Raw genomic sequence first — 21,073 nt, forward strand, 5'->3', positions numbered from 1 at the left:
CTCGAACCGAGGAACCTCCATGACACGCACCGCCCGCGGAGCAGACCGTCTCCGCCGCGTGATCGCCGCATTCGCCGTCGCGGCGACGGCACTGGCCACCATCGCCTTCGTCGCTCTTCCCGCGCAGTCGGCGAGCGCCGACACACCGGGTCAGCCCGACACCGTCACCGCCGACGTCCTGCCCACCTGGCAGATCAACGGCGTCGTGTGGAGCCAGGTCGTCGCCGGCAACACGGTGTACGTCACAGGCAGCTTCAGCAAGGCACGTCCGCCGGGGGTCGCCGTCGGCGGCGCCGGCGAGATCGATGCGAACAACGTGTTCGCGTTCGACATCACCACGGGAAACCCCGTTCCGAACTTCAGCCACTCCTTCGACGGTCAGGGCCTCGTCGTCCGGGTCACCCCCGACGGCAAGACCGTGTACTTCGGCGGGGACTTCACCGCCGTCGACGGCCAGGCCCGCGCGCACGTCGCGGCGTTCGACGTCGCCACCGGCGCGATGCTCGACTGGGCACCCCGCACCGACGGACAGGTCAGAGGCTTCGCGTTCTCCGGCGACACGGTGTACGTCGGCGGCAACTTCCGCTCCAGCGGCGGGCAGCCGCGCAGCGAGCTCGCCGCCTGGAACACCACGACCAAGTCGCTCACGTCCTGGGCGCCGTCTGCGGCCGGCGACGGATTCGTCTGGGACATGGTGACGACGCCCGATGCCTCGCGCATCATCATCGGCGGGTCGTTCACGACCCTCAACGGTGCGAGTGCCTACGGCATGGCGTCGATCGACGCGGCCACCGGCACGCCCCTCCCGTGGGCTGCCACGGATCGGATCAAGACCGCCGGTCTCAACGGCGCGATCTCGAGCCTCAGCACCGACGGCACGCAGGTCTACGGCACCGGTTACGCATTCGGCGCAGGGGCATCGTTCGAGGGCACCTTCGCGGTGGATCCGTACACGGGGTCGATCAACTGGCTGAACGACTGCCTCGGCGACACCTACGCGAGCTTCCCGCAGAGTGGCGTCCTCTACTCGGTCTCCCACAAGCACGACTGCAGCGTGGTGGGAGCCTTCGGCGACACCAACCCGCGCTCGCGCTGGACGAAGGCGATCGCCGAGAGCACGACACCGACGGGCGTCATCACGAAGAAGGACGCCTACGGATGGGACTTCACCGGACTTCCGTACACGGAGCAGCTGAACTGGTACCCCGACCTCGAGTTCGGCACCTACACCAGCGCGCGCCAGGCGGCCTGGTCGGTCACGGGCAACGCGAACTACGTCGTTCTCGGCGGCGAGTTCCCGAAGGTCAACAACGTGGCCCAGCAGGGGCTCGTGCGATTCGGCAAGACGAATGTCTCGCCTCACGCCGTCGGCCCCGTCTACAACGCAGGCCTCACTCCTGCGCCCTACTCGAACGAGTCCGGTGTGGTCCGGGTCCCGTTCACCAGCGTGTGGGACCGTGACAACGCCACGATCACCTACGACGTCTTCCGCAGCCCGTCGGTGAAGATCGCGACGATCACGCGCACCGACGGACGCTTCTGGAACCTCCCCAACCTCAGCATCACCGACAGCGGGCAGACACCCGGAGCGCAGGTGCGTTACCAGGTCAGGGCGAAGGATGCCGACGGCAACGTGCAGTGGAGCGCCTGGTCGCCCTACGTGACGGTGTCGAGCACGCCTCCCGCGGCATACCGTGCCGCCGTGCGCGCGAGCGGAGCCGATCACTACTGGCGTCTCGACGAGGCGACGGGCACCCGTCTCTACGACGACGTCGGGAATGCCCCTGGCACCGCGACCGGCCTCACCCTCGGATCGAGCGGCGCCATGCTCAACGATGCGAACGCGTCGATCACGTCTGCCGGCGGCAGTTCGCCCAAGATGACGACGCAGGACGTCGGCGCCGCACCGTCCGCGGTGACGGTCGAGGCCTGGGTGAAGACGACCAACACGAAGGGCGGACGCATCGTCGGATTCGGCGACTCCGCGACGGGAACGTCGACATCCGGCATCACCGACCGCGTGCTGTACCTCGACACCTCGGGGCGCGCGAACTTCGCGATCAACGACGGGTCCTACCGCACCGTCTACAGCCGCACCGCGGTGAACGACGGCAACTGGCACCACATCGTGGGGACCGTGGGCAGCGAGGGCATGCAGCTCTTCGTCGACGGCAAGCGCGTGGACCGCGATCAGGCCCGCACCTCGCCGAAGATCTACGACGGCTACTGGCGCATCGGCGCAGACCAGACGAACGGCTTCACCAACAAGCCGACCAACGCGGGTCTCGCCGGCACGATCGACGAGGTGGCGGTGTACCCGTCCGCGCTGACGCCCGCCGACATCCAGTCGCACTACCTGGCGAGCGGCCGCTCCGCCGCGTGGACCACGGCTCCGGCGGACGTCTACGGCGCGGCGGTCTCGACCGACAAGCCCGACGTCTACTGGCGCCTCAACGAGACCGCGGCAGGAACGATCGTGGACTCGGCGGCAGGCGGATCGACCGGAAACCTCGCCGGAACCGTGACCCGCGGACAGGCGTCCGCGATCGGCACGGGCACGGCGACGACCTTCAACGGCACCAGCGCCGTCGTGGTCGCACAGGAAGCCTGGACGGCACCCACCACCTACAGCGCCGAGCTCTGGTTCAAGACGACGACCAACAAGGGCGGCACTCTGATCGGGTTCGGGAACACGACCAGCGGGCTGAGCGCCTCGTACGACCGTCACGTCGTCATGCAGAACGACGGCAAGCTCCAGTTCGGAAGCGGTCAGCCGCAGACGACGCTGGTGACCCCGACGGCCTACAACGACGGCCAGTGGCACCACGTCGTGGCGACGCAGGGCGCCGACGGCATGAAGCTGTGGCTCGACACGCAACTGGTCGGCAGCAACTCGATGGCGGGCTCCGAGAACTACCGCGGGTACTGGCGCATCGGTGGCGACAGGACCTGGGGCAGCACCTCCAGCAACTACTTCGCCGGAACGCTCGACGAGGTCGCCGTGTACTCCTCGGTGGTCTCCGAGCAGCGGGTGCGCGATCACTTCGCCGCGAGCGGTCGGACCGTGCCGGGACGCGCCCCGGTGGCCGCATTCACCTCGGTGACGGACAAGCTGAAGATCGATGTCGATGCGAGCACCTCGACCGATGCCGACGGAGGCCCCCTCGCCTATGCGTGGAACTTCGGAGACGGATCGGTCACGACCGGCGCGACGGCTTCGCACGTCTACGCCGCGGGTGGGACCTACACGATCACACTGAAGGTGACGGACAGCACTTCGCTGGTCAACACCCTCACGCGCTCCGTGACCGTCGCACCGAACCAGGCGCCGACGGCCGCGATCACCGCGACCACGGATCACCTGGATGTCGCGCTCGACGGCTCGACGTCGACCGACCCGGACGGCACGATCGCGTCCTACGCCTGGGACTTCGGAGACGGAGCCACGGGCACCGGAGCGACGGCGACGCACACCTACGCGTCGGCCGGGGACTTCACCGTGACGCTCACCGTCACGGACGACAACGGCGCGACCGCGACCAAGACGCGCACCGTCAGCACGACGCTGGCGCCGAACCAGGCGCCGACGGCGGCATTCACGACGGCGATCGACCAGCTCGCGGTGACCGCGGATGCCACGAGCTCGACGGATCCAGACGGAACCATCGCGTCCTACGCGTGGGAGTACGGAGACGGCGCGACGGGCACGGGAGCGACGACCTCGCACACCTACGCGGCCGCCGGGACGTACACCGTGAAGCTCACCGTGACCGACAACAGGGGCGGCACCTCGACGCTGACCCACGACGTCGCAGTCGCGCCGAACCAGGCTCCGGTCGCGGCCTTCACCACCTCGGTGGCGAATCTGGTCGTGGGCGTGGACGCCACGGGCTCCACGGACGCGGACGGAACGGTCTCGGCATACGCCTGGGACTTCGGAGACGGCGGCACCGGCTCCGGGGCGACGTCCTCCCACACCTACGCGGCCGGGGGCACGTTCACCGTGACCCTGACGGTGACGGACGATCGCGGGGCGACAGCCACCACGACCAAGTCGGTCACGGTCGCAGCTCCGCAGGTCTGGGCTCAGGACGCCTTCACCAGGACCGGCACCAACGGCTGGGGCACCGCCACCACCACCGGCGGCGCGTGGACGATGTTCCCGAGCAGTGCGACGGCGCTCAGCAAGTTCGCCGTCAACGGCACGGGAGGCACGGTCACCCTGTCGGCCGGGAACAACTACTCGGCATCGCTCGCCGGCTCGACGCCGTCGACGAACACCGAAGAGCGGTTCACGGTGGCGTTCAACCAGCCTTCGACGGGCGGCGGGTTCTACTTCTCCGCTCTCGGACGGCAGATCGACAACGCCAACGACTACCGCGCGAAGTTCCGGGTGGCCTCGAACGGCGTCGTGTCGCTCTGGCTGACGAAGACGATCGCCGGAGTCGAGACGGTCCTGTCGTCGACGACAGTTCCCGGACTCACGATCACGACCGCCGACCAGCTGAGCGTCAAGTTCCAGGTGACCGGAACGAACCCGACGACGCTCAAGGCCAAGGTCTGGCGCACAGCGACCACGGAACCGACGGCGTGGACTCTCACGACGACGGATGCCACGGCCTCGCTGCAGACCGCCGGCTACGTGGGCGTCAACAGCTACCTGTCGTCGAGCGCGACGGCTGTCCCGGTCGTCTACACGTACGACGACTTCTGGGCGGGCCCCGCGCAGTAGTCAGCACAGACATGAAGGGCCGAGGCGTTCACCGCCTCGGCCCTTCTGGGTTTCACAGGGATCCCCGGTGCCTCCTGGATCCTGAAGCCGGGCGCCCGGTGCCTGAACCCACGGCCAAGAGCCCAGAGCCCAGAGCCCACAGCCGACAGCCCAGTGCCAAGCGCCCTGCGCCCAGCGCCAAGCGCGAGGAGTCCTGAGCGAAGACCGCTGAGCCCAGCGCCCAGCGCCCAGGGGTTCTCCCCCTGCGGCGTACCTCGGGCCTACGCGGGTTCATCGAGACCCGTCCTCGCGCTGCCGGCACTGGTTGCAGAGCCCCGCGCATGCGCCAGGCGGCATGGCGCAGACTGCGGAGCCCGGCGGGCGGAGCGGGCAGGATTCGAGCACACGCTCGCTGTATTGCCGACTCACGCGCGTGTCAGAACCCCGGGCACGCCGCCCATCACGCCATCGGTCCGGCTCCGATGCACCGGAACCGCTCCCTCGTCTCACCCCGGCCCCGTCCGAGGGCGGTGGAGACAGTGAGGGGCCCGGACGCATATGCGTCCGGGCCCCTCACCTACGTCCGACTCTCGATCAGGGGAATCGTGCCCCGATCGTGGGCGTCGCGGATCCGAGGATGGTCGCGACCAGAGCGGGGAGGCTCCGAGCAGATGCCGTGACACCCGCCACGAGTCTGCCCGAGGCATCCGTCGCAGGGCGCCCCTCGACGGCCGTCGAGTTCACGTCCTGGCCGGTGGTGGTGCGGTACGCATCCCAGGTCGTGAAGACGTACGGGTTCACGTTGGCCGTGCCCCGGGACCAGATCACGAACCACGACGGAGCCGAGGCGCTGTTGCGCTGGATCACATTGCCGTCCGAACCGATGTTGAGCTCGGCCGGGGTGAAGCGGTGCGTGTAGTCCTCGACGCAGACCGTGCAGTTTCCGGCGCTCTCGCCGATGACGTTGTTGCCGATCGAGATGTCGCGGATCAGCCACGGCATCGTCGAGTCGGGGAACGGACGTCGGGCGTTGTGTCCAGGCACGGACGCATCCGTCGAGCTGCGGCTGTCCTGCACGATGTTCACGGCGCGGTCGCCGCCGATGATCGTGTTGTTCCACAGGTTCACGCCACCGGTGTTGTTGATCTTGACGCCGTTGCCCACGTTGCGCAGCACGAGGTTGTTGACGAAGTCGATCTTCTGCGACAGCTCGAGGAACGCACCGGCGCCCTTGTTCTCGATGAAGTCCGAACCGGTGATGCGCACGTCGTACACCGACTGATCGAGCCACAGCCCGGGTCCGTCGTTGCGGAGCAGCGCCGAATCGGTGACGGTGACACCGCGCGATTTGGCGATCTTCACGCCACCAGAGACGGGCGACGTGTTGAAGTGCTCCGCATTGTTCTCGACCGCGAGAAGATCGTCGATCACGAGCGCATCCGCGTAGTTGGCTCCGAGACCCATGAGGCCGTTGCGTGCCAGGGTCACATCGCGAACCGTCGCATTCGAGGCACCGACGAAGAGTCCGGTCGAGGCGGTGTCGTAGATCACGACGTTCTCGATCGTCGCCTTCGGCGCCTCGACGGTCACAGCACCCATCATCCACACGGAGGTCGCGTAGTTGCGGATGCCGATCCCGCGGACGACCGCTCCCTCACCGCGGAGCGAGAGCGCCTTGGTGAGAGTGGAGGTCTGGACGGAGTGTCCTGCGGGGTCGCTGCCGAGATAGAGGCGGTCGTTCGCGACATCCGTGAAGAACGTTCCCGCCTTCAGCCCGGCAAGCGTCGACACCTCGACCTGCGGGACGCCGTCGATCCAGACCTGCTCAGGGTGAGCCGCCATCGGATGCTCGGCGTTCAGCCAGCGCCATCCGGCGGCCGTGCCGTCGGCCTCGCCCTTGGTGAAGGACGGCGTCGAATCGAAGTCGTACTTCCAGTCAGGACTGAACCAGCTGCCGCCGGACGCCTGCCAGTTCTTCAGCGTCGATGCGCCGTCGAACCAGACCGCTTCGCCGGGATACGACTGGATCGTGATCTTCTTGCCCGCAGGGATCACGACGGACTCGTGATACGTCCCGGCGCGGAGCACGAGAGTCGAGCCGGATGCTGCGCGGTCGACCGCGGACTGCACCGTGGCGAACGGAGCCGCCGATGTGCCCGTTCCGGTCGTCGCTGCCCCGGCGCTGACGAACAGCGCTCCCGAAGGAACCGCATAGCTGGTGGTCCCGACGAGCGCAGAACCCGCCGAGGTGCGCGCACCGGTCACGTTCCACGCGGGCGCCCCACCGGCAGGCGGCGTCGTGGGCGTGGTCGGAGTGGTCGGCACCGTCGGAGTGGTCGGCACCGTCGGAGTCGTCGGCACCGTAGGAGTGGTCGGCACGGTCGGAGTCGTCGGCGGGGTGGTAGGCGGAGCCACCTCTTCCGGCGACGTCACGCGAAGATCGTCGAACAGGACAGGAAGCGCCGGGGTGCTGCGCGAGACGTAGAGCCGCACGCCCGTGCGGCCGTCTGCCGCGAGACGCTTGGTGGAGCGATCCGCGACCGACAGCTTCCACGTCGTGGGCTTGGCTCCGACGGCGGTGACGCGCGCATCGATCGTGACCTTGTCAGTGCCCGCGAGTCGGGTCTCGAGGACGAACGGAACTCCCGCCTTGACGCGGAGCTCGGGAACCCAGGAATAGCCGAGCGACGTCTGCACGCCGGCGTTGACGCGAAGCGTCTCGAGGAGCACCACGCCCTTCGGGTCGACGCGGACCTGCGTCTGGTAGAAGCCGTCGGCCGTCAGCCGAGACTGCAGGCTCATGTACACACCCGAGCCGGACTTCGGCAGGGCCGGGAGTGTGAACTCCGTGGACTGGGTGGAATCGCCGACGGACAGGCCTACCGGACGCGCGGTCACAGTGGCCCCGGGGGCGGCGGCGTTCAGCTTCGCCGAGCCGTTCGCCACGGAGACCGCGGTGGCCGGGGACGCGTCGTAGGTGACGCCGTCGGCAGACGCGCCGAGGCCCGCCGAGACTGTGCGGTCCATGGAGTCCTGGACCAGGACTTCGTCGGTGGTGTCCGCCGCGGCGGGGGTCACCACGGCGAACGGGAGTAACAGTGCGGATAAGGATGCGATCAGGGGGAGGGTACGTTTACGCATGAGGGGGAGGCTCTCCGATGTGCTTCTCGTCACTGCAGGGTCGGGTAGGCAGCGTCGACATCCAACTTCGGTGGCGGATGATGATAGACCATAGCCTGAATCTCCTGGACAGTTCCTGAGGATTTGCTGATATCGATTGGATAACTGTCAGCGATCGGTCGGCCTTCCGGTCAGCCGAGCGCAGACATCTTTCGGAACCATATGGCGAGCGCGGCGCCCAAGTACAGCGCCGCGGCGAGTGCGAGAAGGCTATATACCAGCATGAATGCGGGCGGCCAGCCCCACAGCACGAACGCGAAGCACAGGACTCCGTAGTCGGTCGGAAGTCCGAGGAGAGAACGGACGAGCGAGAACCCGCCGGACTCCGCCGCCTGCGGCACACCGCGTTTGCCCTTGAGGAGATCGTTGAGGATCATCCCGAAGAAAGTGACCGTCGAGATGACCGCGAACCCGAGCGGCACCAGGAGCCAGAGGTCCGACGGCAGCGGGAAGAACCGGTACCAGCCGATCGTCACCGCGAGCGGGAGCGCGACCAGCTTCGTCGAATCGAGGACGTGGTCGAGCCATTCGCCCGCGAGGGATCCCCCGCCGCGCAGACGGGCGACCTGACCGTCTGCGCTGTCCCAGGCATAGCCGATCGCGAGCAGCAGCCAGACGACGATGCCGAGGACGATCGACGGAGGCACCGTGGCCAGCAGGACGATGCCCGTGAAGGTGAACGCCGCGCTGATCAGGGAGACCTGGTTCGGCACGAGGCCGACCGTGTACGCCCCCGCCGCGATCACACGCCCCACCGGGCGATTGATGAAGACCGAGTAGGCGGGGGCCCCACGGGCCCGTCCCTTCTGCGCAGCAGAGAGACTCCGGTACGAATCTGTGAAAGTCAGGGCGTCACTCCTCGTGCGCGGAAGTCATCGAATGTCAGGGTGTACGGCACACTGCTGAATCCGGATCCGGCGTAAGTCGAGATGCCGATGTACCCGGGACTCTGCAGTGCGGCGGTCGAATCGGTCGTCGTCAGCTGCCAGTCAGCAGGCTCCGGCGACCCCGCCGCCCAGAGCTTACTGCGGAGCGTGGTCGTTCCGACCCCGAATGCCTGCACCCTCACGTTATATATCGTTCCGGCGGCGAAGGTGAAGCCCGTCATGTTCTGCGACACCAGTGCCGTGCCGCCACGAGCAAGCTGCGCGGTCACCGTTCCGTCGGCTCCGATCAGCCACCGCGCCCGGTAGTCGTCCGATCCGACGACGCGAGCGAGGGCTGCGACGTACACGCGCGCACCTGCCGGCATCGCCGGCGCAGTGACCGTGAACGTGAGGTCGGTGCTCGTCGAGGTCGCGGCGTTCAGCGACGCGGTGCGGGTCTGGCCCGCCGCCGATGTCGTGAACTTCGCGGCCCCGTTGTCGATTGCCACGACTCCTGCACCGCTGGTCTGCGTCCACACGCCACCGGTCTGGGCCGTTCCCAGCGTGCCGTTGGCCCGACCGAAGTCGTCGGCGGCGAAGGCGGCGCCCGCCGGGGCGACGACCGTGACCGACTTCGTCACGGTGTTCACCGCACCGAGGTTGTCTGTCACCGTCAGTGTCACCGTGTAGGTGCCTGCGGCGGCATACGGGTGCGAGGCCGTGGCCCCGGTGGCGGTCGCGCCGTCACCGAAGTTCCACGAATACGAGGCGATCGAGCCATCCGGATCCGCCGACGCCGAGGCGTCGACAGCAACGGTGAGGTCGCTCGGTGTGGCTGTGAACGAGGCGACGGGGTTCTGGTTGCCCGGGGCCGGAGCCGTCACCGTGACCGCGTTGGTCACCGTTCCGGTCGCACCCTTGTCATCCGTGACCGTCAGCTTCACCTGGTACGTGCCTGCAGCGGCATATGCGTGTGCTGCCGGCGTGACTCCCGTGCCCGTCGCTCCGTCTCCGAAGTCCCAGGCGTACGAGGCGATCGTGCCGTCGGCATCCGCAGACGTCGATCCGTTGACGGTCGCCGCGAGGCCGCTCACCGAGCTCGTGAACGCCGCGACGGGAGCCTGGTTCGCCGGAGGCGTCGGACCGCCGGTCGTGGAACCCGCCCAGAAGTTGTCGAACCGCGTCTGGAACGGCACGTTCGTGACCGAACCGCCGAGGTAGACGCCGAGTCCGACGTGACCCGCGGACTGCAGAGAAGCCGTGGAGTCGGTCGTGGTCGAGGTCCACGTCGCGGGCTCGGCCGTTCCCACCTTCCACACCTTGGCCCTGATGGTCGTCGGAGACGTGCCCGTCGCCTCGGTGCGCACGTGGAGTGCGTCACCGGCGTTGACGGTCAGCCCGGTCGACACGGTCGTCAGCACGGTTCCGGTCTGCTGCAGCTGGAGCTGCACCCCGCCGGTCGGCGAGACGATGATGCGCGACTTGTAGTCGTCCGTCCCGATACGCCGAGCGGAGACCGTGTAGTACGCACTGCCGCCGACAGGTCGCTGCGGCAGGACCACATCGACGTCGACCGCGGTGTCCGTCGCCGAGACTCCGGTGAGGTACGCGTACCGCTGCGATCCTCCGGCGGGCTGCTGGAACGCCGCGTAGGCGCCGCTGACCAGGTAGTTGGATGCCGTGTTCGACAGCGTCCACGCTCCCCCGGTGTTCGCGGTGCCGAGACCGCTGGCCACCGTGCGGTTGAACGAGTCCGACGCGTAGGTCACCGCACCCACAGGCGCGGTCACCGTGATCGATGCCGTCGTCTGCGAGGTGGCGCCCTCATTGTCGGTCACCGTGAGGGTGATCGTGTAGGTGCCGGCCGCAGCGTACGTGTGCGTCGCGGTCTTGCCGGTCCCGACCGCGGTCGAGTCGCCCCAGTTCCAGGAGTAGCCCGCGATCGTGCCGTCGGTGTCCTGCGATGCGCTCGCGTCCACGTCGACCTTGAGGTCGGCGGCGGCGGAGGTGAACGACGACACCGGAGCCTGGTTGGCCACGGCTTCGACGATGGCCGTCTGCGTGCCTGTCGCGCCCTTGTCGTCGGTGACCGTGAGGGTCACCGTGTACGAGCCTGCTGCGGCGTACGTGTGCGTCGCCGTGGCGCCGGAGCCCGCAGGCGATCCGTCACCCCAGTTCCAGCTGTAGCCCGTGATCGTGCCGTCGGCGTCGGCCGACGCCGATGCGTCGACCGCGAGGCCGAGCTTGGTCACGGCATTCGTGAAGCTCGCCGTCGGCGCGATGTTCGCGGGGGCGCCCGTGGTTCCCAGCGCGTAGTGCTGCGAGACGGTCGTTCCGGTGAGCGGCGAGAGGTAGACGGCGACCTCGTCGATCGATCCGTCGAACTCCCAGTCACCCGGACCCCACGTGACGTCGCCGCCGACGTGCCAGTACCCGGTGTAGTCCTGCGCGTTGGTCTGACCGTTCGAGCCCTGGAGCACGCCGTCGACGTACAGGCGCATCCCCGTCGAGCCCTGGGTCGCGACGACCTGATGCCACTGTCCGTCGTTGTACGACGCGGAGGTCTGCAGCGTCTCGGCGAAACCGACCCAGACACCGTAGATGAGCTTGCCGTCCGGCGTCATGTAGACGTGGCGGTCATATCCGGACGAGTTTCCGTCCGAGCTGTTGCCGAATCCGATGATCTTGCCACCGGTCGTCGTGCTCGTCTTGAACCATGCCTCGAGCGAGTACGACCGAGGGTTGCTGAACGAGTTCTGGCTGATGACCTGGCCGCCCTCGAAAGACGCCGCCTTGTTGGTCACGCCGGCGAGCGCCCCGTCGGCACCCTTGCTGATGCCGCCGAAGTACGTGCCCTTCTGGTTGTAGCCGGAGGCATCGGCCGCGGTGCTTCCCGTCGACTCACCGAGTCGCCAGTAGAGCGCGGGGTCGGCCGCGTAGACGGCTGCACCGTATGCATCCGCGGGCGCGGTCGCGCCTTCAAGCTCACGACCGGATGCGGTGTAGTGCGCCGCCGCCTGCTCACGGGTCAGCGGGGCACCGTAGATGGCCACCTCGTCGATCTGCCCGTCGAAGAACGCGGCACCGGCCCACGAGGTGTCGCCACCGACGCGCCAGTATCCGTTGTACGGCTGGGCCGAGGTGACATCGGTGCGCTGAGCGACACGGACGCCGTCGATGTAGAGCACCATGCCGCCGTCGCTGAGGCCGGCCGACATGTAATGCCACTGACCGTCGTTGAAGGAACTCGCCGAGCTGATCGTCTGCGACGAGCCGGGGTAGACGCCGAAGGTGACGCGTCCGCTCGGCTCCATGTAGACGTGGCGGTCGTAGCTGCCGGACGTGCCGGTGGAGCTGCTGCCGAATCCGACGATCTTGCCGCCGTCGGTGCTCGTCGTCTTGAACCAGGCCTCGACACCGAAGGTGTCAGGACCGGCGATCGCCGAGGTCGTCGAGGCGAAGCCGTTGTTCGAGCCGTCGAAGTCGGACGCGCTGCGCGAGTCGGAGAGCATGGCCCCCGAGGTGCCGCGGGTCACACCGCTGCGGATGGCGAGGTCGGATGCTCCGGCCCAGTCGTACGAGAGCGTGGCCGACGAGTCATCGAGGGGCCAGTAGCTCAGCGGCGCGTCACCGAGCACCGCACTGCGGTATGCGCTCGGGGCTGCGGAGCCGGATGCTGTGACCGTGGTGGTCCCGCCGAGGATCGTGTGCCCCTCGTTGTCGGTCGCACGCACCCGATAGGTGTAGCTCGTGCCGTTCGTGACCGTGGTGTCGACGTATGCCATGGGAGGCAGACCCCAGTCGGAGGACTTCGACCGCACGTTCTCATAGGTCTTGACGACCACGTTGTCGCGGAGCACCTCGTACTTCAGGAACTCGCTGTCGCGGTCGTAGTTGAGGGGCCAGCTGACGCGGATCGATCCGCCGGTGAGGGCGATCGCCGATGCGGGCCATGCCGTGTTCCACAGGAGCGGGCCCTGTGCGTTCGTGGACTTCGAGGTCACCGCGAAGCGCGCGAGACCCTGCTGCCCTGTGTTGTTCACGCGGGTGAACTCACCGCCGTAGACGAGGTACTCGCTGTTGGACGAGACCGACCACGGGCCCTGCGATGCGCCGCTGACGTTGCCGGCGTTGAAGCTCGGGAACCAGTGGAGAAGCTTGGGTGCGGGGTTGCCGCCGAAGTCGTAGTAGCCGAGGTTCAGGCCGTAAGGAGTGGTCCGCGCGACATCCTTCGAGACGGCGAGGCCACGGTAGAACGTCCAGGGGTCGCTCTGCGGGAAGCCGTCTTCGAGGCTGCCGCAGTAGTGCGAGTGCCCGGCCGCGTAGACGGTGTCGCCCATCGGCTCGACGTCGTACTGGTCGCCGTGGCAGTCGTTGACCCAGACGAGGTTGCCGCTCGACCAGGATGCACGGAAGGAGCCCTCGAGGTTGCCACCGGCACCGAACACGTAACCGGTGCCGTAGATGTCGTCGCCCGAGGACTTGAGCGAGAGGATCGCGGCGTCGAGTCCGGCGTTGCGGACGACGTTGTTCGCGGAGAACGGCAGGAGAGACGCATCCGATGCCGAGACCATGGCGAGGCCGTATCCGGGGTTCGAGCTGCCGTTGAGAGTCTGGAAGTTGCCGCCGAGGACCACCTTGTCGCCCGCGGGAGAGACGGTCACGACACGGCCCTGGCGCCCTTCGAGCACGGGAGCCCAGGGAAGCAGGGCGCCGGCGCGGCTGAATGCCGCGGCACCGGAGCGGTCGTTGCCCGAGACGCGACCGAAGGTACCGGTGATGTAGACGGTGTCGTTGGTCGCGGCGACGCCCGACGTGACGCCGTTGGAGTTCGGGTTGAACGACGAGAGCGTTCCACTCGGCAGATCGAACGCGGCCACGCGGTTGCGGGTCTGGGTGTTCACCGTGGTGAAGTCACCCACGATGTAGAGGCGCGTGCCATCGGGCGACGCCTCTACCTGACGCACCTGGCCGTTGATCGACGGCGCGAACGAGGCGATCAGCACACCCGTGCGGATGTCGTAGGCGAGGAGGTTCGACCGGGGGGTCTCGTTCACTCCGGCGGCGGCCCCTGCGGGGCGGGCACTGGTGAACTTGCCCGCCGCGTACACGACGTTGCCGACGACCGCCTGATCCCAGACGATGCCGTTGATCTGCACCGTCGGCAGCGAATCGGCAGTGACCGTCGACGCCTCTCCGGCCGGTGGACTCACGTCCGCCTGTGCGGGTGACATCGCCACCAGAGACCCGAAAGCCACGGCGAGCGTCATCGCGATCGCGACGAAGGCCCCACGCGTGCGGCGTCCCCAAGACATTGCTGTATTGCCCATCGTTCATCTCCCCAGATGATGGACCGTTCGCGCTCAACCCCTACATTGGCACCGAACGATAATTCCCCAGTAATCCGTCGTCCGGCGGCATGACCTAAGGTCGTGGGCCGACGAAGACGACGTTTGGCACAGCGGCCAATATATCGACGATAACACGCACGTCCCCGTCAGGAGAAGAGGGAACTGCAAACTGGAATACTGCGTCTGCGCTGCCGCCGGCCGGGATCGACGCCGGCCAGACCGAGGTTCCGTCACCGGCGAGACCGGCGGCCGGGAGGCGGTCGTCTCCGCCGTAGGTCATCGTGACGTTCGCCCCCGCGGTGTCGACGGGCTTGTCCGACCCGTTCGTCAGCCGCACGGTCACCTGGATCGCCGGGCCGCTGGGCTCACCGGGGATGTCATTGCCCGCCGTGATCGACTCGAGCGCGGTGACCTCGGCGACGACGCCCTCGACAGCAGGTGCGGGCTCGTCGAACGGCACCTCTTCGCCGTCGTCCGGCTTGGCCACGCCGTCGGTGGTACCGGGCGACGGGGTCTCGAATTCGGTCGCCTGCGGAGTCGGAGTGGGCCCGGGGCTCGCCGAGGCACCGGGGTCAGCCGGACCGGCGCTGCTGTTCGCCAGCACTCCCCAGACGATCCCGCCGATGAGCAGCACAGCGATCACTCCGACGAGGGCCCATCCACGCCAGCCCATCCGCCGCTGCGGCTCCTTGAGCGAATCCGTCATGGCTGCCTCCTCCGCCCGGCGATGCGTCGAGCATCCAGGACCCTAATATTCCGTCATTCTAGGTCAGAGTCGCGTGGCGGTGACGACGTCCGTCGACCGCGTCGTACTGCGGCCCGACCGGGTCGTCCGCGTGTCTGGATCTGTGGGTCAGCAGAGACGCGACGGTGAAGAAGAGGATGAATGCCGTGGCGCTGTCGACGAGGCCGCTCTCGGTCACCGAGCGGATGATCACCAGGGTCAGCAGCGGCGCCACGAGCCAGCGCCTCCGCGACGAGATGAGGGCGCTCGCCACGCACCACACGATGAGCGCCCCGATCAGCGCGGTGCCGATGAGCCCGGTCTGCGCGAGCAGCGATGCCCAGCTGCTGTCGAGCACCTGCTCGTCCCGCCACTTGATGTCGACCGGGATCTTCTTGGCGGACAGGCCGATGCCGATCCACTTCTGCCATTCACCCCAGTCCCATCCGATCACGACGCGCCACACGTCGAAGCGGGAATCGAGGGCCGTCGAGGTGTCGTTGGAGCCCGCTCTGGTGGCGAGACTGCTGAACACATCGGTGAACGACGCGATGCCGTACCCCAGCGGAAGAACGCCGATCAGCATGTACAGCACGCTGCGATCACGGATGCCGTTCACGAGCACAGCGACCACGATGCCGACCCCGATCGCGAGGAGCCCCGTGCGCGATCCGCTGGCGACCGCGATTCCGACCAGGATGACGGCCGCGGTCAGACGCCAGACCCGGATGCCGTTTCGCAGCATCAGCACGACCAGGCCGACGATGGGCGCGGCCACCAGGCCCGCGAGCTCGTTCGGGTGGATCTCGGGGATGCCGCCGCCGAGACGACCGGTCGAGGCGAGCGTCGGCACGCCGGTGACAGCGGCGACCACGGCGACGCTCGCCATCGCCGCGAGCAGGCAGGCGATGCTGGTCACCCAGGGAACGCACGTCAGCAGGAGCAGGATCGTCGCCATCACGACGAACATGCGGCCGACGAGCACGATCGTCGAGGAGTCGTTCCCGGCGAGGATCGAGCCGAGCACGCTGACCAGGAGCGCCACGGCGATCACACCTGCAGGGGCGATCCCGACAGCGACGCGCTCACGCGTCCTGACAGCGAGCGCGACGGTCGCGCCGAGCGCGATCACGGCGATGAGCGCCTTCGCGATCACGACGGCATCCACACCACCGCTGTAGATGGTGGCGCTGCGCCACGGGATCACGCTCACGATCAGCAGCACGTAGAGGCCTGCCACCGCCGTCACTCTGGCGGTGCTGGGGTGGTGCGCCGACTGCTGTCGGGGCTGACGCGTCAGATCAGTCGGTTCGGGCATGCGAGACTCCCGTGCCCGCGAGAGCGGGGTCACGGTCGGAGACCCGCCAGGACTCCGCGATGGAGCCGAGGGACTTCGTCCCGGTGTGGAGCATCACGACGCCGACCGGCCGGAGACCCATGACCCGCAGACGCGTCGTCACGGCGACGAGGTCGGTCGCGGACGTGGCATTGTGTCGGACGTTGATGATGACGCCGGCGCCCGGTCCCACCAGCTGCTCGACGAGAGCGGATGCTCCGGGATCGACGATCACCACGACCACGTCGAAGTCCTCGTGCATCGCCGCGATGACGTCGGGCAGTTCGGTCACGAGGGTCTCGAGTGCGATGGGGTCGTCCGCGACGAAGATCGCGTTCCCCTCTTCACCGTCGGCGATCGGCTCGCCGTCGAGCACCTCGTTCAGGGTGTGCCCGCTCCCGGCGACGTGCGTCTCGCGAGTATCGATGACGCAGGCGTTCGCACCGATCAGCCGCTGGGCTTCGAGCATGCCCGCGACCGCGTCGTCGTCGATCGCGCCGTCGGAGGCGGGGACCACGATGTGCGTGCGCATGCCACCGCCGGCGAGTGCGACGAGGTTTCCGGCCGCCTCCTCGTACGCCATGATCGCGCCCGTGTTCGACTCCGGGTGCAGGCGGCTGCGCCGCGGGATCTGACCGATCACGGGAAGTCCCGACGAGCGTCGGACGTCGGAGATGGTGCGCAGGCGACGGTTGGTCGTCGTGCGGTACACCGCGACGATGGCACCCAGCGCAAGCCCGGCGATGCCACCGAGGCCGGTGATTGCGGTCACCTGGGGCGAGATCGGCGCGAGCGGGGCGACGGCGGGCAGCACCTGGTCGAGTGCGACCGTGTAGCGCGCGTCGTCCTCATCGTTCTCGGTCTCGCCGATCAGTTCCGAGAGGTGCGTCGCCGCAGAGTTCGCGATGTCCGTGGCGAGCTGGGCCGTCGGCGCATCCGCCCGCACGATGAGCAGCACGGTGTCTGCCGTGTTCTCGGCGGACAGCATGCGGCGGATGTCGCGGTCGGGGTACTCGTCTTCATCGAGGTCGAGGTCGGCGCGGACCGCGTCGATGACCTCGGGGCTGTCGACCAGCGGCGGGTACGACTTGATGCGCGCGAGGCTGAACTGATTGCGCTCGAAGAGCGAGGCCTCGGTCGAGTCGACGCGCAGCAGCAGCGTCGAGGTCGCCGCATAGGTCTCCGGAAGCGCCTTGGTGACGAGCCACCCCATGCCGGCTCCGAGCACCGCGAGCACGACGATGACAATCCATCCCTCGCGCAGGATACGTCCGTAAGGGACATCTTCCATCGCCAACCCCCTCAGTCGAAGACAGGGCCTAAACCTATCATTGGCCGCTTCGTGAACGATTACCGCGCGGGGCGCTCGGACTGACCGCCCGCGACGACCAGCCATCGCAGGCCCAGACCGCCCAGCATCGATGCCACGGCGAGCGCGAACGGCAGGGTCGACGGTTCCGCGCCGAGGGCGATCATGACGATCACGGCGATGATCGCGAGCAGTGTGTCCGAGAGGCGGATGAGGAACACCGCGATCTGGCGTCCCGCCACCGCTCCCAGCGCCCCGTACGGCGTGACGATCGCGACGGACATGCCGTATGCGAGCCAGGCGATCACCGCGAGCGGATCGACCTCGACGTCGAACAGGAGCGGGCTCACCCACGGGATGAGCACGACCGCGATCGCACTCATCACGACGGTGCCTGCGAGCAGGAAGACCACGACGCGGTCGGCTTCGCGCACCGAGCCGCTCTTTCCCGCCTTGTGCTGGTCGGCGAAGCGCACGAAGAGGAAGGACGAGAGCCCGCCGATCACGAGGATCAGTGGCGACGTGTAGGTGCGAGCGGCCTCGAGCAGACCGACGGCGGTGAGGCCCGCACCGGCGAGCACGAGCAGGCGCAGCACGGTGAAGAGGCTCGGTCGCAGCACCTGCTGCAGACCCCGCCACATGCCGTACCGCCAGACCGCGGCGATGTCCGCGCCGCGGAGGCCGACCAGATGTCGGTCGTCACGAGGCACGAGGAACCAGCCGATGAACGTGGCGACGACCTGCCCCGCCGCGATCCCGCCGAGGAACGCGGCGAGCGAGAGGGTTCCCGTGAAGTGCACCGTGAGGATGATCGCGAGCGCGATGACGAAGCCTGCGACGTCGGTGATCGCGGTGCGGACGAACGACATGTGCGCGATCAGCAGCCGTCGGACGATCTCCTCGACCGCGAAGGCGGCGAGCGCGAGGGCGAACAGGGCCGACTCCCACGCATCGGAGAATCCGGTGAGCCAGGCGATCAGGAAGGAGCCGATCGCGAGCGCCACGGATGTCGCGAGCAGCATCGCCTCCAGGCCTGCCCTGATCGTGCGCTTCGAGCGGTCGAGCACCACGAGGGAGTCGCCGACGAGGCCGGTGACGACAGCGGTGGCGACGATCACGACGCCGTACAGGATCGCGAAACGTCCGTACTCCTCGATGCCGAGCAGTCGCGCGACGAGGATCTGCAGCAGCAGACCGATCCCGGCCTGCGCCGCCTGCGCGATGACGGCCCCCAGAGCCTTGCGTTTCATGTCGCCTCCCCGCCTGACATCCTCGCACGCGACCCGTCGCGTCGGAGTCCGGGTGCGGTCGACGGGATCCTAGAGCTCGCCCGGCTTCATCGCCTCTGCGTCGATCGCCCGGATCACGCGCAGGGTGGCGGTGTCGGCCTTCGGCTCGGCATCCGTCTTCGAGGGCCTCTTCGGCGCATACACGACGAGCGAGTGGAAGAGGAAGCGTGCGAAGAACGCGACGATGAGCGACAGCCCCGTGGCGAGCACGCTCGAGATGTGCCAGGTCTCGACCATCAGGGCCATCACCGGGATGCGCAGCGCCGCCTCGACGTTGTTGAACGTGAACGAGGCGGCGAATCGGCCGCCCAGACCGCGCGCATCCGTGCGCATGTCGGCGAAGACGAATCGCTCCTGCAGGATGAAGTTGCCGATGATGGTGATCTCGGCGCCGATGATCGCCGCCCAGATGTAGGGCACACCGGCCAGCGTCAGCAGCCACATGATGCCGAGGTTCGCCACGGCTCCGATCACGCCGATCAGCGCGAAGAGCGACATCTTGCCGAAGCGCAGGCGGGTCAGATGCGCGAGGAACGTGGCGCCCTGCCGCAGGCTCGCCTTCGAGGTGCCGTGCCGCCGCTCGGCGAACTCCATGGGGATCTCGGCGATGCGCAGGTCCGTGCGGGCGAGGATCTCGAGGAGGATCTTGAAGCCCTGGGGCTTGAGGGTCGCGAGATCGAGCCTGGTGCGGTCGACGAGGAAGAAGCCCGTCATCGGGTCGGAGCTGCGGGCGAGCCGGATCGGGAACATCGCGCGCGTGAGCCAGGTCGCCGTCCGCGACACCCCGAAGCGCACGGCCGTGCCGAGGCCGCTCGTGTCACCGCCGCCGACATACCGCGAGGCGGCCACCACGTCGGCTTCGCCCTCCTCATGCCGGGCCAGCAGAGCGGAGAGCAGCTCGGGCGGATGCTGCAGATCGCCGTCCATCACGATGCAGAGATCGGATGCCGCGGCCTCGAGCCCCACCACGACCGCTCCGCCGAGTCCACCGGTGTTCTCGTCTCGGTGGATGACGCGTACGGGAAGAGAAGCATCGGCCGCCACGCGCTCGACCTCGGACGCCGTGTCGTCGGTGCTGTCGTCGACGAACAGGATCTCGGCGTCGTACGCGGCGAGCGCGACGGCGGTCCTGGCCACGAGCTCCGCGACGTTGTCGCGCTCGTTGAAGGTCGGCACGATGACGGTGACCGCTGTCCCCACGGGCCCTCCCCCTTCACGTGCGCCGGCGATTCCTGCGGCATCCATAGTTCCATGTGTTGCTATGGGCGAGAAACCCGGCACCTGCTAGGCTGAGCGGGTGCGGCTGTGGGAGTCGCTGGGCGGATGGGGATCCGCCTTCTGGGGAATTACTGATCTGGGGAGATCATGGGGACGCGCATCGGCTATGCCGTGGGTGCTTTCGACCTGTTTCACGTCGGGCATCTCAACCTTCTTCGTCACGCCAAGCAGCACTGCGACATCCTTGTCGCCGGTGTCGTCAGCGATGAGATGCTGCGGCAGGTGAAGGGCATCGAGCCCGTCATCCCGACCGCAGAGCGAGCGGAGATCGTCCGCCACATCTCGTTCGTCGACGAGGTGTACGTCGAGACCACTCCGTCGAAGATGGATTCGTGGCGAGACGTGCAGTTCACGCACTTCTTCAAGGGCGACGACTGGCGCGGCACCGAGAAGGGCCTGCGGCTCGAACGCGAGTTCGCCGAGGTCGGCGTCGAGGTCGTCTACTTCCCCTATACGGCGCACACGTCGAGCTCGTCGCTGCGGCGTGCGCTCGATGCGATCAGCGCCGGCGCCACGGCCACCGGCACTCCGGCGCTGGCGACGCGCTGACTCCGCGCGCCCGCGCCCTCAACGTCGCGGGTGCGGGCGTGACGGTTCGTCGGCGCTGAGTCGTCGTGATCAGTTGGCCACGTCGAGCAGGCTGCGAGCCATGCGCGCGACGTGCGGCGGAGTGTGCGCGCCGAGCCAGACGGTCCATTGCAGAGGCGGCTCCGAGCACGTCCACTCGACGCACCACGAGTGCACCGCGGTGGCGAGCCGCTCGCCTTTCGCGTGCTGGCGGATGCCGTCGCCGCGCAGCAGCCACCGCACCGAGACCCCCTCGGGCACATCGATGTGGCGGAACTGGATGCGTGCGGCCGCCTCCAGCATGATGACCCCCTCCGCATCCCAGGGCAGGCGAGCGGCGATGGCCGCGATCGCTGCGGCATCCGTCGAGTCCCCGGCGATGAGCACGACCCCCTCGATGTGCTCCCAGTCCGGATCCTCGAGGTGCTCGCACGCAGTGTTCATGTGACCAAGTATAGGTAA

Annotated in this window: 11 protein-coding genes; 2 read left to right on the plus strand and 9 right to left on the minus strand. The window is 68.1% G+C overall.

Annotated elements, in window-relative coordinates:
* Positions 1–19: 19 nt before the first annotated feature.
* Entirely contained in the window at positions 20–4,732 is a 4,713-nt protein-coding gene (locus tag ASF80_RS08860; protein ID WP_162239124.1) for a LamG domain-containing protein, read from the plus strand.
* A 573-nt stretch (positions 4,733–5,305) separates the two neighbouring features.
* Here the strand turns inward: ASF80_RS08860 and ASF80_RS08865 are convergent.
* The 8 genes from ASF80_RS08865 to ASF80_RS08900 all read right to left on the minus strand — a co-directional run bounded on the left by ASF80_RS08865 (position 5,306) and on the right by ASF80_RS08900 (position 20,011).
* Positions 5,306–7,852, minus strand: coding sequence for a right-handed parallel beta-helix repeat-containing protein (locus ASF80_RS08865; protein ID WP_157521011.1), 2,547 nt, complete (start codon positions 7,850–7,852; stop codon positions 5,306–5,308).
* Positions 7,853–8,022: 170 nt separating this feature from the next.
* Entirely contained in the window at positions 8,023–8,646 is a 624-nt protein-coding gene (locus ASF80_RS08870) for a CDP-alcohol phosphatidyltransferase family protein (RefSeq protein WP_082488246.1), read from the minus strand.
* 89 nt (positions 8,647–8,735) lie between these two features.
* Positions 8,736–14,072 carry a PKD domain-containing protein gene (locus tag ASF80_RS08875; protein WP_056309956.1) on the minus strand — a complete coding sequence of 1,779 codons (5,337 nt, stop codon included), beginning with the start codon at positions 14,070–14,072 and terminating at the stop codon, positions 8,736–8,738.
* Positions 14,073–14,181: 109 nt separating this feature from the next.
* Positions 14,182–14,814, minus strand: a complete 633-nt coding sequence (locus ASF80_RS08880) for a hypothetical protein (protein ID WP_056309958.1) — start codon at positions 14,812–14,814, stop codon at positions 14,182–14,184.
* Positions 14,815–14,872: 58 nt separating this feature from the next.
* Positions 14,873–16,150: an O-antigen ligase family protein gene (locus tag ASF80_RS08885; protein WP_056309960.1), complete on the minus strand. Its 1,278-nt coding sequence runs from the start codon at positions 16,148–16,150 to the stop codon at positions 14,873–14,875.
* Positions 16,134–17,459 (minus strand): YveK family protein, encoded by a 1,326-nt coding sequence (locus ASF80_RS08890; protein WP_056309962.1) that lies wholly within the window; start codon positions 17,457–17,459, stop codon positions 16,134–16,136. Before ASF80_RS08890 ends, ASF80_RS08885 begins: the two co-directional genes overlap by 17 nt.
* 59 nt (positions 17,460–17,518) lie before the next feature.
* Positions 17,519–18,727: a lipopolysaccharide biosynthesis protein gene (locus tag ASF80_RS08895; RefSeq protein WP_056309964.1), complete on the minus strand. Its 1,209-nt coding sequence runs from the start codon at positions 18,725–18,727 to the stop codon at positions 17,519–17,521.
* Positions 18,728–18,796: 69 nt separating this feature from the next.
* Positions 18,797–20,011, minus strand: a complete 1,215-nt coding sequence (locus tag ASF80_RS08900; protein ID WP_056309966.1) for a glycosyltransferase — start codon at positions 20,009–20,011, stop codon at positions 18,797–18,799.
* 120 nt (positions 20,012–20,131) lie between these two features.
* Here ASF80_RS08900 and ASF80_RS08905 point away from each other — a divergent pair, with 120 nt between their 5' ends.
* A complete protein-coding gene (locus tag ASF80_RS08905) occupies positions 20,132–20,593 on the plus strand; it encodes an adenylyltransferase/cytidyltransferase family protein (RefSeq protein ID WP_056309968.1) in 462 nt (153 codons plus the stop codon).
* A gap of 69 nt (positions 20,594–20,662) precedes the next feature.
* Here the strand turns inward: ASF80_RS08905 and ASF80_RS08910 are convergent, their stop codons facing one another.
* Entirely contained in the window at positions 20,663–21,055 is a 393-nt protein-coding gene (locus ASF80_RS08910; protein WP_056309970.1) for an SIP domain-containing protein, read from the minus strand.
* Positions 21,056–21,073 lie beyond the last annotated feature (18 nt).

Source organism: Microbacterium sp. Leaf159, assembly GCF_001423615.1.
Taxonomy (GTDB): Bacteria; Actinomycetota; Actinomycetes; order Actinomycetales; family Microbacteriaceae; genus Microbacterium.